Here is a 14,278-nt window from a genome sequence, read left to right on the forward strand (position 1 = left end):
TTTATGCTGCCTTTATATTTTGGCTGGCAAATTGGGCTATTTTTGCCTGCGCCTTGCGCGATTCAGGAAAGATAAAAATCGGCCAATCATGGATCATCTGTGCCAATTCAATATATTCTATATTGGGTAATTTTTCGTGTAGCGCACGGGCATTTGTTACCAAAATATCATCGCCGCCGCCAAAGCATAAAATGGGCGGCAGGCCCGACCAATCACCGAAAATGGGGCTAACCCGCGGGTCATCCACCTCCCAATGGGCGGCATATAATTTTGCCGCATCATCAATGCCGCGAATCGATAAAATCGCATCACGCGGTTCGATTATTTGTTGCTCTGCATAATCAGGAGATAATTTTAACCAAGGACAAATAAGGATAAGCGCATTTGCCATGCCCAGTGCATTGCCACGGGCATGTTGCGCGATGGTTGCAGTCATGCCGCCGCCCGCACTATCCCCGCCCATAATAAAGGGCGCACCATCCAATTTGGCCAAATAATCAATGTAAAAATCCACCGCCCATTTTTGAATATGTTCTGCGGTAAATTCGGGGGACAAAGGATATAGGGGCGCGGTAATATTCCACCCATATTTATCCGCCATATGCGCCATAAAATCCAAATGCGCATCGGCCGCGCTATACACATATCCGCCGCCATGCCAAAATAATATATTGGCGCTGGCCTGTCCATTTTTGGGGGCGAAATGCCAGATATCATGGCCGTTAAATTGGCTTTGTTTTATGGTCAATTTTGCCCGCCATTTATCCTTTGGCTGGGGCAGGGGGGTCGCGCGCGCCTTTGCCAATATGGCCGGAAATTTCGGCCCGCCGCTGAATAATTTTTTATAAATGCCTGTTTTGCGCAATATGAAATTAACCACCCGCGCCTGTATGCTTATTGCCATATTCTCACTCCCTTAATCATATGATTAAACCAAGTCAGATAAAGACGCAAATATTCAATTATAATTAAAATCCCCCCGCATCATGAAAGATATTTTTGCATCGCATTTCGCATTGCCTCTCGCGCGGGAATTTCCACAAATTTATAAAGCAAATGCGCGGCGGCAAGGGAGAATAGAAGCATGATGTCGCCCATGATGATGCCGCGATCAATGTCCCAAATTTTGGCCCAATGGCTTAATATTCCCAAAATCACGCTATGGCATAAATAAAGTGAGAAAGAAATTTCACCCAACCAAAATAAAGGTTTTGCCGATAAAAATCGGGCAATCGGCCCATTGGACACATAAACCGCCATGATGATGGCCGCCAAATTGGCCAATAATAATAAATCGATTAAAATTCCTGCTTTTTTTATCGTAGGGGCATTTAATAATATTATGAAAATTGAAATGATGGAAATGGCCAATAATGGGTCATAAATTTTATTTGTTTTTATTTGGTTCAATAAAAGAAAAAGTCCAAATCCAATCATGAATCCGCCCGCCACGCGCAATAATGGCCCGCCATTTTTAATGGCATTGATGCTGCCCTTATCATCAATAATATAATATAAAATTGCGGCGCCAATTAAAATTGCTGCCATGCCATATAATTTTTCATTAAAAAATTTATGGAATAGGGCAGCGATAGGAAAGATAAAAATATAGGCAAACATTTCTGCGCTGACCGACCATGCCGGTTCATTCCAAACATAGGTATCTGGCAAAGTCCATTGACGCACCAAAGTCGCCAATAATAACCAATCAAGTAAATTTTCGCCATTTGGCCATTTGCTCTCATTGCCCAAAATCGCGGCAATATAGGCAGAGCATAGCAAAAAAACCATGATAAGAAGATGAACGGGAAGCAAACGCGCAATGCGAAGCCACAGGAAATTTGCCCAAAATTTTGCCGAAAAATGCTGTGCCTTTTTCAAATAAACATGCGCGATGATAAGCCCGCTTAACATAAAGAAAAAATCAACGCCAATATATCCATATTTTAACGGGGGAAATTCCCGAAACCATGGATATATGGTGAAATATCGCAAATGATAAAACACAACATAAATTGCCGCAAAACCGCGCAGCGCATTGATGGCCGTGCGATAATCTTTATTTTTTATCATATTTGTCATGCAAGCGCGGCGGCCAATTTTTCCATGAACTTTGCGCCACGTTCAAATTGGTCCACGGCAATAAATTCATTGGGTTGATGCGCCTGTTCAATTGACCCTGGCCCGCAAATAACCGATGGAAAACCCGCCGCCTGAAATTGCCCCGCCTCCGCTGCATAGGATGCAGCAATGGCGGCTTCATTATCACCTGTTAATGAACGCACAAATTCCTCCGCCACATTATTGGCGGTGGGGGATAAGGGCGGGGTGGCAGATATTTGCGTTATTTTTATCCCGCAATTGGGAAAGGCGGCGGCCATTTCTGTGTCCAATGCGGCGCATTTGGCAAAAAATGGCGCCAAAATTTCAGACGGATTGTCGCTTGGCGGGCTGCGCAGGTCAAAGGCGAAACGGCAATGCCGCGCCAAAATATTTGTCGCCGTGCCGCCCTGTATCTCGCCAATGGTCAAGGTGGAATGGGGCGGCATGAACGGGCTTTCCACATCTGCATTTTCCCATAATGTACGCGCCAATTCGGCAAGGTCATGCATTAACTCCACCGCCACCATATTGGCGGATAATCCCAAATGGGTCAGGCTGCTATGTGCCTCATGCCCATAGACATTCACTTCATGCACCATAATGCCCTTATGCCCATTTATAACGCGCATCATGGATGGTTCACCAATAATGGCCATGGCAGGTCGGGGCAATTTGTCGGCAATTTGGGCAATCATCGCCGGTGCGCCCTTGCATCCCACTTCTTCATCATAGCTAATCGCCAAATGGATGGGGCGTTGGCCCAATTTGAACATAGGAACAGCTGCCAAGGCAAGGGCGATAAATGCCTTCATATCGCATGTGCCGCGCCCAAAATATTTGCCATCTTTTTCGGTTAGGATAAAGGGATTACTGTGCCAATCCTGCCCATCCACGGGTACAACATCACTATGTCCTGATAATATAATGCCGCCCTCCACCAACGGGCCGATGCTGGCATATAAATTGGCCTTATTGCCGATATCATTATGCACCAAATGTGATGTTATGCCATGGCCGTGCAAATATTCGGCCACCCAATTGATAAACGCCAAATTGCTGTCGCGTGATGTGGTGTCAAATGCGATAAGGGTTTTGAAAATATCTTTGGCTTGGGCAAGCATGTCGGGCCTTAATGAAATGGGGGAATGATTTTATGTCCCCATAACATGGCTTTTACATATATGCCCATGATAATTTTACCGCTTATGTTTTTGGGCTTTCCCCTGATGGTGCAGAGATATTTTGGTCATTATTTTATTTATTACCATCATTTTTACCCGCATCATCGCCATCTGCATCTCCATCGCCAGCATCATCACCCATATCTTCGTCCGATGTGGGCAGCGACAATTTTATGGATAGGTTCTCGCCATCTTTTAAATTTTCAATCGCGCGTAATAATTTGGCGGCGGGGTTATTCGCATTTTTTTGGTGCGGGTCATTGGCCAATGGGATTAAATAATATCGCGCAAGGCTATATTCTTTTTCGCGCATAAATTGCTGGGCCACCATCCACCGCAATTTTTGGTCATAGGGGGCGATCTCCAATGCGCGGACAATGCCGTTCACTGCGGTTTCGGGGATGTTTACGCCCTGTTCTCTAAAACTATTATAATAATAAATAAGCGGGATTGGGTGATCATTTTCCAATTTATTTAACGTGACCACCGCGCTGCGCACATTTTTCCACGCTGCATCAATATCATCTGCATCCTTGGCAATTTCGGCCAATGCATAAATTTTTTGCACATGGGCGTTGATATTTTTTGGATCAATCGCAATGCTTTTGTCGGCTGCATCAATGGCGGCTTGATAATTTTCTGTATCAAATTCTGCCTCTGATAACATGGATAAAATGCTTGCATCATCTGGGAATTTTTCGGCCAATGCCCTTGCCTCGATTAAAAGTTCATCGGCACTTTCTTTATTAAGCCCTCTTTTTTGTTGAATGATGAGGGGGATGGCTTGTCCCTCTGCTTCGGTCATTTTGCGAATATGAATGTCGGTTGTTTTCAAAGCTGTTCCGGCAATTTTCATATATTGCAATTTACTACGGCGCATATATTTTTTTAGATCCTTGTCCAAAATTTCCAAATCGCCAAATGCCTCCCGCGCAGCGTCCAATTCTGATTTTCCATTGGCCAATTGGGTGAAATATTTGCTTAATTGCCCGGGACGTTCGCCTCCCATATTCAGATAATGATATAATAACCAAGCGCGGCCATAAAAATTATCATAGCTTTTGTCCTTTTCGCGGGCCAATCGATATGTTTCACGGTCCAGTAATTCTTCAATTTTAATATTATCGGCAAGATATAACTCCGCGCCGCGATGCGATGCGGTGATGCCCAAACCAATGCCGCCATCTTTTTCAAATTTCGCACTGCCGTGAAATTCGGCAAATCCCTCGCTATACCAACGCGGCGTGATAAGTTTATTATTGGTGTACATGATATGATGTGCATATTCATGAAATAGGACGCGTTCGCTCATGTCGACATCATTGCCATTTGTATCAACGCGCGGGATAAAAGACACAGATGATCCAGCGCGAGGGATGTAAAAACCCCCGACGAAAGATTTTTTGTCACCATATAATTTTTTAAGTTGGAAATCATTGCGCAGCACGTAAATCGTCAGCCTATTGGACGGGCTGGGTTTTATATTTTTAATGCCAAGGGTCAGATGCAATGCGCTGTGGAATTTTTCCAAACGTTCGGCAAATTCGCGAACATCCTTTTCATTTTGGTCCGCAATTATCCTGAAATGATCGGAATTTGCTTCATGCCATTCGGCATGGGCCGGAACAGCGAAAATAATCAATATTGATGCAATAAATGTAAAAAAACGCATATTCTTCCCCCCGTGGAGGGAAGAATATTTCGCCCCTTACAATCGGTTCAACTATTTGGAAGATAATGTGTTTTCAATCCAATCGTCAATCTTTTTTTCCAAAACACTCATCGGTAAAGCGCCGGTGTTAAGCACCTGATCATGAAATTCGCGCATGTCAAATTTATCGCCCAATTGGGTTTCGGCCCTTTTACGCAGCCTTTGGATGGTCATCGCCCCAATTTTATATGCCAATGCCTGTGTTGGAATGGCGATATAGCGTTCAACCTCTGCCGTGGCGTCGGTTTTGCCCATGTCGCTATTGGCCATCATATAATCAATGGCTTGCTCTCTGGTCCATCCTTTGCTGTGCAATCCGGTATCCACGACAAGGCGCATGGCGCGAAGCATTTCATCCGACAAAGTGCCAAAACGTTGATATGGATCGTCGAACAATCCCATTTCATAACCCAATGTTTCGGCATATAGTGCCCAACCTTCAACATAGGCGGTGTTTCCTCCAAATCGCATAAAGGCGGGCAATGCTTCATTTTCCTGAGCCAGACTGATTTGGAAATGGTGGCCCGGTGCGCCTTCATGCAAATATAATGTGGTCATGCCGGGCGTGGTGCGGCTGGGCAGGTCATAGGCATTGAAATAAAAGGTGCCTGCACGCGACCCATCGGGCGTGCCATTTTGATAAGAACCGCCCGCTTCATATTTTTCGCGATATTCTTCATAGGGCTTAATTTCCAATGGCGCTTTGGGCAGGACCTTAAAATAATCGCCAATTTTGGTGTCCACCACTTTGCCTATATCATAATATCCCTGTGTTAATGCCTCACGGCTTTTGGGTTGGAATTTTGGGTCGCTGCGCAAATATTCAAAAAATTGCGCTAATGTCCCTTTAAAGCCAACTTCTTCTTTTACTTCTTCCATGCCATTTTTAATGCGGGCCACTTCGCTAAGCCCCAAATTATGCACCTCATCCGCCTTTAACGGCAGGGTGGTGGTTTGCTCAATCATATAATCATATAATTTTGCCCCGCCCTTCATGGATGATAATCCAACCTCTTTACGCGCAACGGGCAGATATTCATTTTTCAAGAAATCGCGTAATTTTTGATAGCTGGGATAAATGACATTTTTGGTATAATCGGTATATTCACCGGTTAAACGGGCCTTATCCGCATCGGAAAAATTATCGGGAAATTTTTGAACTGGCCCCATATAGGGGGATTCGTTTAATGGCTGTTTTAATTGGGTGTCCAATTGGTCAATGACATTTTTGATGGTCAAATGGGTTTCGTAAACCCCGCTATCCATCCCCTCACGAAAACGGCCAATGGACCGGTCAAGCAGGACGATAAATTCCTTATGTCGTTTAAGATTATTGTCATAATCCTCCACCGTTTTAAACGGCGCAGCGCCCTGGCCGCTGGCAAAACTGGGGTAAAAGCTGTGAAATCCGCTAAAATGATTAAGCGGGCGCACCACGGTTAAGGCCATAATTTCGGGGGAAAGTCCGGTAAGGGCGTCATTTTGGTTTTTCTTAAAAACCTCAAACGCGATTTTGTCGGTGGGGTTTAACGCATCATAATTTATATTTTCCAATGCGCTAATATTATCTTCGGCAGCCTTACGTTCATTGTCAAAATATTCATCGGAAATAAAGTCACCAAATTGATCCGCATAGCGCATATCCCCGCGGAACAGCGCGGTAATCGGGTTGCGCTTAATGCTTGCCTCATCATCATTGGCGAATAATTCGCGCAATTTTGCGCCTTCTTGCTCGCTGGACAGATTTTGTGACTCTGCCTCGCTAATCGCCTCGCTTTGCGTTGGCATGACCGAAGGGGTTGTCACTCTGTCCACGCCGCCAGTGGTGGCGCAGCCCGCGCTTAACGCGGACAAGGATGCAGCAAATAATAAGGAAAGATATTTTGGTTTGGTTGATGACATTATAAGCCCCTATTTAAGTCTATTCATTTATATTATGACATAGCAAAGCATGGCGTTTTTTATCGCTCAAGGTGCATTCGACAAACGACAGCAAATGACGGCCCAAAAACAGCATGCGGGGTAGGTGGTGCCAAATGGGCATATATTGTAACAAATATACCCAATATTGGGTAATATTGGTTCAACCTGAACCGGTTAATTTAACCCAGTTATTTTGCCGATACCATTTGGTGATGATATATTTTGTGCCCTCTACCACTGGCGTTCCGCTGTGCAGGCTTTTATAATTTGGTTTGCCGTCAACAGCCATATTATTCCACATCAATAATGTGCCTCTTTCCGGCCTGACCCCGATTTTTAAGTGCGGAAATTCGGTCGCCCCGCCCGCTGGCACATTATTTAAAAATATCATGGCAGTCCAGCTGCGTTGGCCGCCCCTTAATTCCTCTTGTTTCCAATAATCCTGCGCGGGATGGAAAAAATCATGATGCGCCTTAAACTCTTGGCCGATTTGATAACGCTGCCCCTGCATGGTTTCGGCATAATCATTATCTATGCCCATCAGGGCGCTAATCCGTTTTTCAATTCGGTCAATATCGCTTTCCCATCGGTTAAGATGACAGCTATAACTGGTGCGAAACCCTTCTTGCTCTGTCCCTTTATAAAGGGAGGATGGTTCGGCTTTTTCATCAATTTTATCGATTAAAATTTGGCAATCAGCCTCTGGCAAGAAACCGCGATAGACATAAAGTTGAATGTCGGGAATATCGACCATTTCAACCATCGGGTTGCTGTTCAATGCGCGTGTAACCTTGCGGCCAATGTCGCTTAACTTTTCAGGATCGTTATTCGGGCCAAATTTTGGCGTTTCACCTTTTTTAAAGGCTGCATCATCTGTTGCTGTTTCGTTCATTTTTTCATGCCTGTATTTTTTGCATTGATGATAAATTATTTAATGATACGCCCGCGCACCATCACCCATTGAACCTTTTCCAATGTTCTTATATCGTCCAATGGATTGGTGGCAACCGCAATAATATCTGCGGAAAATCCTGGGGCAATTTTGCCAACTTCATTTTCCAAACCCATCAATGTCGCAGCGCCTGTTGTCGCGCTGGCCAATGCTTCACGGTTGGTCATGCCGATTAAATCGACCATCAGGGCAAATTCCTCTGCATTGCGGCCATGTTCATACACGCCGCTGTCCGTGCCAAAAACAATGTTAATGCCATTTTTGTGCATTTTATTGGCGGCCGCGCCAACCACTTTTAATGTGGCGCGAATTTTATCCTCCACTTGGGGCGTGTAAACCCCTTTGCCCAGCCTTTCCCTTATGCCTGTATATGCCATAAGGGTGGGGACACAGGCGCTTTTATTCGCCTTCATCGCGGCCATGCTGGCATCATCGCCAAAGGTGCAATGTTCGATGGAATCAATACCCGCCTTTGCTGCGCCTTCTATACCGCGTGGGCCATGGGCATGGGCGGCCACCTTCATGCCTAGGCTATGTGCTGTATCAGCAATGGCGGTCATTTCTTCATTGGTGAAATGTTGGTCAAGCCCGCGTGCCTGTTGCGATAAAACACCGCCCGTGGCGGTAATTTTGATAAGGTCCGCGCCGCGTTTCGATGCCTGTCTAACCCGTTCGGCGCATTGCACCGCGCCGGTGCAGCTATTTTCTGCGTCCAGCACTTTATTTACCTCTGGCCGAAATCCGCTGACATCTCCATGGCCGCCAATAATGGAAATGGCAGGGCCGGATGATTGGATGCGCGGGCCGGGGATTTTTCCCTCTGCTGTGCCACGCCGCAGGGCAAAACCCACCAATTGCGCCGATCCAACATCGCGCACCGTGGTAAATCCGGCAAGCGCGGTGATACGCGCATTTTTCGCGCCCATAATGACGCCCCATTCATCGCTGTCCACCGCTTCGCGCCAATAATCACCGCCCGGATCACCGGATAAATGCACATGGGTGTCAATTAAACCGGGCAGGACGGTGAAGTTAGATAGGTCGATAATCTCTAAATCATTATTGTCCGCATCATTATCCGCGCGTGTTATGCCATTTGTAATAGAGGTGATTTTGCCATCATTGATGGTGATGGTGGCCGGACCAATTGCGCCTGTTTGTGCATCGGGGATTAAATTTCCGGCATATATGATTTTTGTTTCGGCATAGGCGGCGGCGGTCATCATCATGCTGGCCGATATCATTAACATGGCTTTACGCAACATCATCTTCTCCCAATATATTTATATATAAGATGTGGCAATTTCATGGACGCGGCGCAAGCAAAAAGGCCCAGGCCATTTTGGCCCGGACCTGTCATTAAACCAAAAAATGATTACCAGAAGAAATCATATATGGTGTCGACGACATAACCATTGCGGGTATCCACCAACAACACATCATCATAATATCTTACCCAGCGATATGGGCCATAGGATGGCGGCAAACGATATTGGTCATAATCATTTATCCAATAATTTGACGCGTAAAATCCACTGCCCAAATAGAATCCAATATTTATCCGGCTGTAATAATGGCCGCGATAGGGCGCATAATAATGATAGGGCCGATAATAAATTTTGCGGTTCTGATTGCGATGTCCGCGCCAATCATATCGGCGGTCGCTGCGCCAATTATTTTGCCAACGTGAATAGCTGCGGCCACGATATTCAAACCGGTCGCTGTTCCCGCGATATCTATCATCACGGCGGTTATCATTATTGCGTTCATATCTGCGGTCATTTTGTCCATCGCGGCGATTATCATATTGCGCTGTATCGCGTGATGGGGCGCTGCGATTTTGCCAGCGATTATATCCACTATTGCTGTTTCTAGTGGGCGTGGCGGTGCTTTGGTCATTTTGGCCATGACGTGCATCGCGCCTATTCTCAATTGGAACTCGCTGCCGTGCTCTCTCTTGTGCTGGCGGTTGCGCAGCCTGCCGTGCTGGCCTTTGCGCAGCCTGTTCTGTGGGTTGCTGCACGCGGATATTTTGCGGCCGCGCCTCTCGCGCATCTTGTCTTGATGCTTGCCGTGCCGTGCGAATTTGGCGATCACCAAAACCGCCTGTGCTGCGACGCTCTTGGTTATTTTCACGAACGCGCTCTGTGCTTCGTTCTTGGCCACGTTCTTGTGATTGCGATTGGCCTTGATTATTTTTCCATCTTTGCTGTGCATTGGCATTGATGGGGTAAAGGGTGGTGGCGGCCATTAAGGCAGCAATGAAAATTTTTTGTTGCATGTCGGCGTCTCCTTCATCGGGGACTGGCCTGCCTCATATCATCAAATCCTTGTTTGGGCGTTGATGACTGGCATTTGTCCCTATGTTTTAACAATAACGCCGCGAGTCTGTCCTTATGCTGAATAAGCCGTAAATATTCAGGAAAGAATGCATTTATATGAACGGGGTTTTATCTATTATGGATGAATTCGCGGGTTATTTTACCAATTTGGGCCAATATTTCCTCATGCTTTGGGTCTTTTGGATCGCTATTTATCGGTGCTTCATAATATGCGGTGATAATATAATGAAGATAATTACCCTGCCTGTGTTTATCCCATAAAAGGGCGATATCATTAAATTTATGGGCCATATCCCCCGAACCATTGCCATAAGCGGTGCCGGTCTTATTGCCCGCGACCCAATCGGCATCCAAATATTTTCGCAGGCGGTTTGGCCCTGTATTGGTGGCCATTGTCCATTGCCGCAATGTGGCAGCGGAGGCATCGGTTAATAATCCAGCGGTGAAAATTTGGGCAATGGTTGATGATATTGCCGATGGGCTGGTCGTGTCGCGTGTTTCGCCCATGGGCACAAAATTTAACATTGGCTCAATCCGGTCCAATCTTGTCACATCATCGCCAAAAAATCTCAACAATTTGGTGAAACCCTTTGGCCCGCCAATTAAGGGCAGCAGTAAATTGGCCGCTACATTATCGCTGCTTATTTGGGCGGCCTTGGCCAATTGCTCAACCGTCATATATCCACGCGAGATATATTTTTGCGTTTCCGGCGCATGGGACAATATGTCGGATTGTGAATAGGATATTTTTTTATCCAATGATAATTTGCCGATATCGCATTGCCGCAAAATAAAGGCGGCCAGTAATAATTTAAATGTTGAACAAAGCGCAAAACGCTCCTCGCTTCGATGGCCGCCAATATACCCGCCGCCGCTTGCATCCTTGTCAAATGGCGACCATAAAGCAACGCCCAATCGCCCGCCATATTCCGCCTCTAATCCTGCAATGGCGCGGGAATAGATGGAGTCTTTTACATTCATATCGGTGGATAATGGCGCATTGGGATTTTCAGGCGCTGTATCAATATCGCCGCCATATTGTGCGCTTTGCAATGCGCTGTGGCTTATGGCGCCACTAATATTGCCAGCAAGGCCCAATTTTACTGCCGCGCCCCATAAGGGCCAGCTTGCCCCACCAAAAAATGCATTTTGCAATAAATGTCGCCGGTCCATATTTACCTAATCCCATAATGAAGATGGGTAAATATGGCGCAAAGCGGTTCGGCAATCAAATAACAAAATATGTTATATGGATAAGATTATTATGAATCTTTGCTTTTTTCCAACCATTCTTCCAACCATTTAATGGTATAATCCCCATTTTGAAATTCAGGATCGGCCAATAATTTTTGGTGCAATGGAATGGTGGTTTTCATGCCGCCAATAACAAATTCCTCCAACGCACGGCGCAGCCGCATCAGGCAACCCTCGCGGCTGTGGCCATAAACAATTAATTTGGCAATCATGCTGTCATAATAGGGCGGAACTTTATATCCATGATAAAGGCCGCTATCGACACGCACATATAGGCCGCCTGGCGGGTGATATGCGGTCACCGTGCCGGGGGATGGCATGAATGTTTGCGGGTCTTCGGCATTGATGCGGCATTCCACAGCATGGCCGGAAAATGTAATTTCATCTTGGGTAAATGATAATGGCTTGCCATCGGCAATGCGAATTTGTTCGCGCACCAAATCAATGCCGGTGACCATTTCGGTAACCGGATGTTCCACCTGAAGACGGGTATTCATCTCGATAAAGAAAAATTCGCCATTTTCCCATAAAAATTCAATTGTGCCCGCGCCGCGATATCCCATATCGGCCATTGCTTTTGAACAAATCTCGCCCATGCGATCACGCTCGGCCGTGGAAAGAACGGGGGAGGGGGATTCCTCCAACACCTTTTGGTGGCGGCGCTGCAAAGAACAATCGCGTTCGCCCAAATGAATGGCATTTCCTTCGCCATCGCCAAAAACCTGAAATTCAATATGGCGCGGATTGCCTAAATATTTTTCCATATAAACGGTGGCATCGCCAAATGCGGCCTTTGCCTCCGTCGCGGCCTGTGACATTTGGGTTTCCAAAAATTCAGGGTCATTGACAACTTTCATGCCCCTGCCGCCGCCGCCGCTGGCCGCCTTAATTATCACAGGATATCCAATTTCCAGCGCCAATTTCTTGGCGGCATCCACATCCTTAATCGCGCCATCAGAACCCGGAACAAGCGGCAGGCCAAGTGCGCCTGCGCTGCGTTTTGCCTCTACCTTATCGCCCATTGTGCGGATATGTTCCGGCTTTGGCCCAATCCATTTTAACCCATGGCTTTCCACAATTTCGGCAAATTGGGCATTTTCGGATAAAAATCCATATCCCGGGTGAATCGCATCGGCATGGCTGATTTCCGCAGCAGAAATAATCGCCGGAATGTTCAAATAACTATCGGTGGAGGATGGCGGCCCAATGCAAATTGCCTCATCGGCAAGGCGCACATGCATGGCATCGGCATCGGCGGTGCTATGCACAGCGACGGTTTTAATGCCCATTTCATGTGCGGCGCGGTGGATACGAAGCGCGATTTCACCGCGATTGGCGATAAGGATTTTTTTAATAGCCATTATTTTTTCCCAAGTCTGTATCGCTTATCCCACCACCACTAATGGCTGGTCAAATTCAACCGGCTGGCCATTATCGACCAAAATTTCTTTCACTGTCCCTGCGGCGGTGGCGGTAATGGGGTTCATCACCTTCATCGCCTCTACAATCAATAAAGTATCACCAATCGATATTTTATCACCAACATTGATAAACGGCGCTGCGCCCGGTTCGGCGGACAGATATGCTGTGCCAACCATGGGTGATTTTACTGCATTTGCATGGTCATTGGCGGGGGCTGCGGCCGGTGCATCGGCGACGGGTGCTGGCGTAGCGGGCGCTGCGGCAGGGGCCATCATGTGCATTTGCGGTGCAGCCTGCATCACGCCGCCGCCGCGTGACACGCGGATTTTGCGGTCACCATCTTCGACCTCAATTTCGGTTAATCCCGTTTCGGCCAGCATTTCGGCCAGTTCACGGACGATTTTTGTGTCAACCTGCATCGAACCGCTATTTTCTTTACCGCGATCATTTTTGCTGGACATATGTTGCTCCTTGGCGAATTTTATATGTTAAGTTGAAATTATATTAAATTATTCATGTTGCTTTAGTCACAAGGACGCGGCCGCGTCTAGTGCAAGTTTATAAGAAAGCGAACCAAAACCCGAAATTGTTCCTTTTGCAGCCTTTCCCACAAAGGATTTTTCGCGAAAATCCTCCCTTGCAATGGGATTGGACAAATGAACTTCAATCACAGGAATATTTATTGCCTTTATCGCATCATATAATGCGATTGAAACATGGGTTAAGGCACCGGCATTTAACAACACCGATTTTGCACCGCTTGCTGCTGCCTCATGTAACCAATCGACCAAATGCCCTTCATGATTTGATTGGCGAAAATCAATTTCATATCCCAAATCACGGGCATGATCGTCCAACATGGCGGCAATATCATCCAAAGTTTCATCGCCATAAATTTCCGGTTCCCGCATTCCCAATAAATTGAGATTCGGCCCATTAATGACAAAGATGGTCATGCTCATTTGGCGCGCCCCATTCCATAAAAATATAAATTTAATGGCACAAATAGGAAAAAGCGTGACAGGATGCTTGCCAGTCGCCACCGCCTATCCCTATATGAACCCAGATATCATCAACCGTAAACCGCAAAGAATAAAAAAGCGAGACGAAATAATATAATTGGATAAGGAAATTTGAAAATGGCCGATGCCAAAATTATCTTAAATGGGGAGGAATATTGGATTAACTTGCCCAGTAATTTGACCGATTTATGCGAAAAATTACAGCTTGATCCGTTAAAAGTGGCCATAGAGCATAATCGGGAAATTGCGCCGCGATCATTATTTTCCCAAATCACCTTGTCCAATGGGGATGAAATTGAAATTGTGCATTTTGTGGGCGGCGGTTAATAGGCTCTGCACCATAAACGAAAAAAATATAATATTGATAT

Annotated in this window: 13 protein-coding genes; 1 reads left to right on the plus strand and 12 read right to left on the minus strand. The window is 46.2% G+C overall.

Annotation, left to right across the window (positions count from 1 at the left end; genetic code table 11):
* Window position 1: 1 nt before the first annotated feature.
* From LPB140_RS04365 to aroQ, 12 genes are all read right to left on the minus strand, one after another.
* Window positions 2-904, minus strand: coding sequence for an alpha/beta hydrolase fold domain-containing protein (locus LPB140_RS04365; RefSeq protein WP_072558814.1), 903 nt, complete (start codon window positions 902-904; stop codon window positions 2-4).
* 80 nt (window positions 905-984) lie between these two features.
* Complete coding sequence (locus LPB140_RS04370) at window positions 985-2,073, minus strand: acyltransferase family protein (protein ID WP_198024171.1); 1,089 nt, start codon at window positions 2,071-2,073, stop codon at window positions 985-987.
* Window positions 2,074-2,078: 5 nt separating this feature from the next.
* Window positions 2,079-3,224, minus strand: a complete 1,146-nt coding sequence (gene argE / locus LPB140_RS04375; protein ID WP_072558816.1) for an acetylornithine deacetylase — start codon at window positions 3,222-3,224, stop codon at window positions 2,079-2,081.
* A gap of 133 nt (window positions 3,225-3,357) precedes the next feature.
* Window positions 3,358-4,956, minus strand: coding sequence for a hypothetical protein (locus LPB140_RS04380; RefSeq protein WP_072558817.1), 1,599 nt, complete (start codon window positions 4,954-4,956; stop codon window positions 3,358-3,360).
* 51 nt (window positions 4,957-5,007) lie between these two features.
* Window positions 5,008-6,783 carry a DUF885 domain-containing protein gene (locus tag LPB140_RS04385; RefSeq protein ID WP_083550517.1) on the minus strand — a complete coding sequence of 592 codons (1,776 nt, stop codon included), beginning with the start codon at window positions 6,781-6,783 and terminating at the stop codon, window positions 5,008-5,010.
* Window positions 6,784-7,078: 295 nt separating this feature from the next.
* Complete coding sequence (locus tag LPB140_RS04390; protein WP_083549993.1) at window positions 7,079-7,810, minus strand: 2OG-Fe(II) oxygenase; 732 nt, start codon at window positions 7,808-7,810, stop codon at window positions 7,079-7,081.
* Between the two features lie 35 nt (window positions 7,811-7,845).
* Window positions 7,846-9,138, minus strand: coding sequence for a metal-dependent hydrolase family protein (locus tag LPB140_RS04395; protein ID WP_335682204.1), 1,293 nt, complete (start codon window positions 9,136-9,138; stop codon window positions 7,846-7,848).
* 107 nt (window positions 9,139-9,245) lie between these two features.
* Window positions 9,246-10,151, minus strand: a complete 906-nt coding sequence (locus LPB140_RS04400) for an RcnB family protein (protein ID WP_072558819.1) — start codon at window positions 10,149-10,151, stop codon at window positions 9,246-9,248.
* Between the two features lie 169 nt (window positions 10,152-10,320).
* A complete protein-coding gene (bla, locus tag LPB140_RS04405) occupies window positions 10,321-11,385 on the minus strand; it encodes a class A beta-lactamase (RefSeq protein ID WP_072558820.1) in 1,065 nt (354 codons plus the stop codon).
* An 89-nt stretch (window positions 11,386-11,474) separates the two neighbouring features.
* Complete coding sequence (gene accC / locus LPB140_RS04410; protein WP_072558821.1) at window positions 11,475-12,827, minus strand: acetyl-CoA carboxylase biotin carboxylase subunit; 1,353 nt, start codon at window positions 12,825-12,827, stop codon at window positions 11,475-11,477.
* Window positions 12,828-12,851: 24 nt separating this feature from the next.
* Window positions 12,852-13,349, minus strand: coding sequence for an acetyl-CoA carboxylase biotin carboxyl carrier protein (accB, locus tag LPB140_RS04415; protein ID WP_072558822.1), 498 nt, complete (start codon window positions 13,347-13,349; stop codon window positions 12,852-12,854).
* Window positions 13,350-13,415: 66 nt separating this feature from the next.
* A complete protein-coding gene (gene aroQ, locus LPB140_RS04420) occupies window positions 13,416-13,850 on the minus strand; it encodes a type II 3-dehydroquinate dehydratase (protein WP_072558823.1) in 435 nt (144 codons plus the stop codon).
* Between the two features lie 177 nt (window positions 13,851-14,027).
* Between aroQ and thiS the strand changes: the two genes are divergently transcribed.
* Window positions 14,028-14,237, plus strand: coding sequence for a sulfur carrier protein ThiS (gene thiS, locus LPB140_RS12610; RefSeq protein ID WP_072558824.1), 210 nt, complete (start codon window positions 14,028-14,030; stop codon window positions 14,235-14,237).
* Window positions 14,238-14,278: the final 41 nt, after the last annotated feature.

It is taken from the genome of Sphingorhabdus lutea, assembly GCF_001889025.1.
Lineage (GTDB): Bacteria > Pseudomonadota > Alphaproteobacteria > Sphingomonadales > Sphingomonadaceae > Sphingorhabdus_B > Sphingorhabdus_B lutea.

Excerpts from the sequence above, each read along its gene's own strand:
- LPB140_RS04365 (WP_072558814.1), bottom strand. The coding sequence starts at position 904 with ATGGCAATAAGCATACAGGCGCGGGTGGTTAATTTCATATTGCGCAAA.
- LPB140_RS04370 (WP_198024171.1), bottom strand. The coding sequence starts at position 2,073 with ATGATAAAAAATAAAGATTATCGCACGGCCATCAATGCGCTGCGCGGT.
- argE (WP_072558816.1), bottom strand. The coding sequence starts at position 3,224 with ATGCTTGCCCAAGCCAAAGATATTTTCAAAACCCTTATCGCATTTGAC.
- LPB140_RS04380 (WP_072558817.1), bottom strand. The coding sequence starts at position 4,956 with ATGCGTTTTTTTACATTTATTGCATCAATATTGATTATTTTCGCTGTT.
- LPB140_RS04385 (WP_083550517.1), bottom strand. The coding sequence starts at position 6,783 with ATGCCAACGCAAAGCGAGGCGATTAGCGAGGCAGAGTCACAAAATCTG.
- LPB140_RS04390 (WP_083549993.1), bottom strand. The coding sequence starts at position 7,810 with ATGAACGAAACAGCAACAGATGATGCAGCCTTTAAAAAAGGTGAAACG.
- LPB140_RS04395 (WP_335682204.1), bottom strand. The coding sequence starts at position 9,138 with ATGATGTTGCGTAAAGCCATGTTAATGATATCGGCCAGCATGATGATG.
- LPB140_RS04400 (WP_072558819.1), bottom strand. The coding sequence starts at position 10,151 with ATGCAACAAAAAATTTTCATTGCTGCCTTAATGGCCGCCACCACCCTT.
- bla (WP_072558820.1), bottom strand. The coding sequence starts at position 11,385 with ATGGACCGGCGACATTTATTGCAAAATGCATTTTTTGGTGGGGCAAGC.
- accC (WP_072558821.1), bottom strand. The coding sequence starts at position 12,827 with ATGGCTATTAAAAAAATCCTTATCGCCAATCGCGGTGAAATCGCGCTT.
- accB (WP_072558822.1), bottom strand. The coding sequence starts at position 13,349 with ATGTCCAGCAAAAATGATCGCGGTAAAGAAAATAGCGGTTCGATGCAG.
- aroQ (WP_072558823.1), bottom strand. The coding sequence starts at position 13,850 with ATGAGCATGACCATCTTTGTCATTAATGGGCCGAATCTCAATTTATTG.
- thiS (WP_072558824.1), top strand. The coding sequence starts at position 14,028 with ATGGCCGATGCCAAAATTATCTTAAATGGGGAGGAATATTGGATTAAC.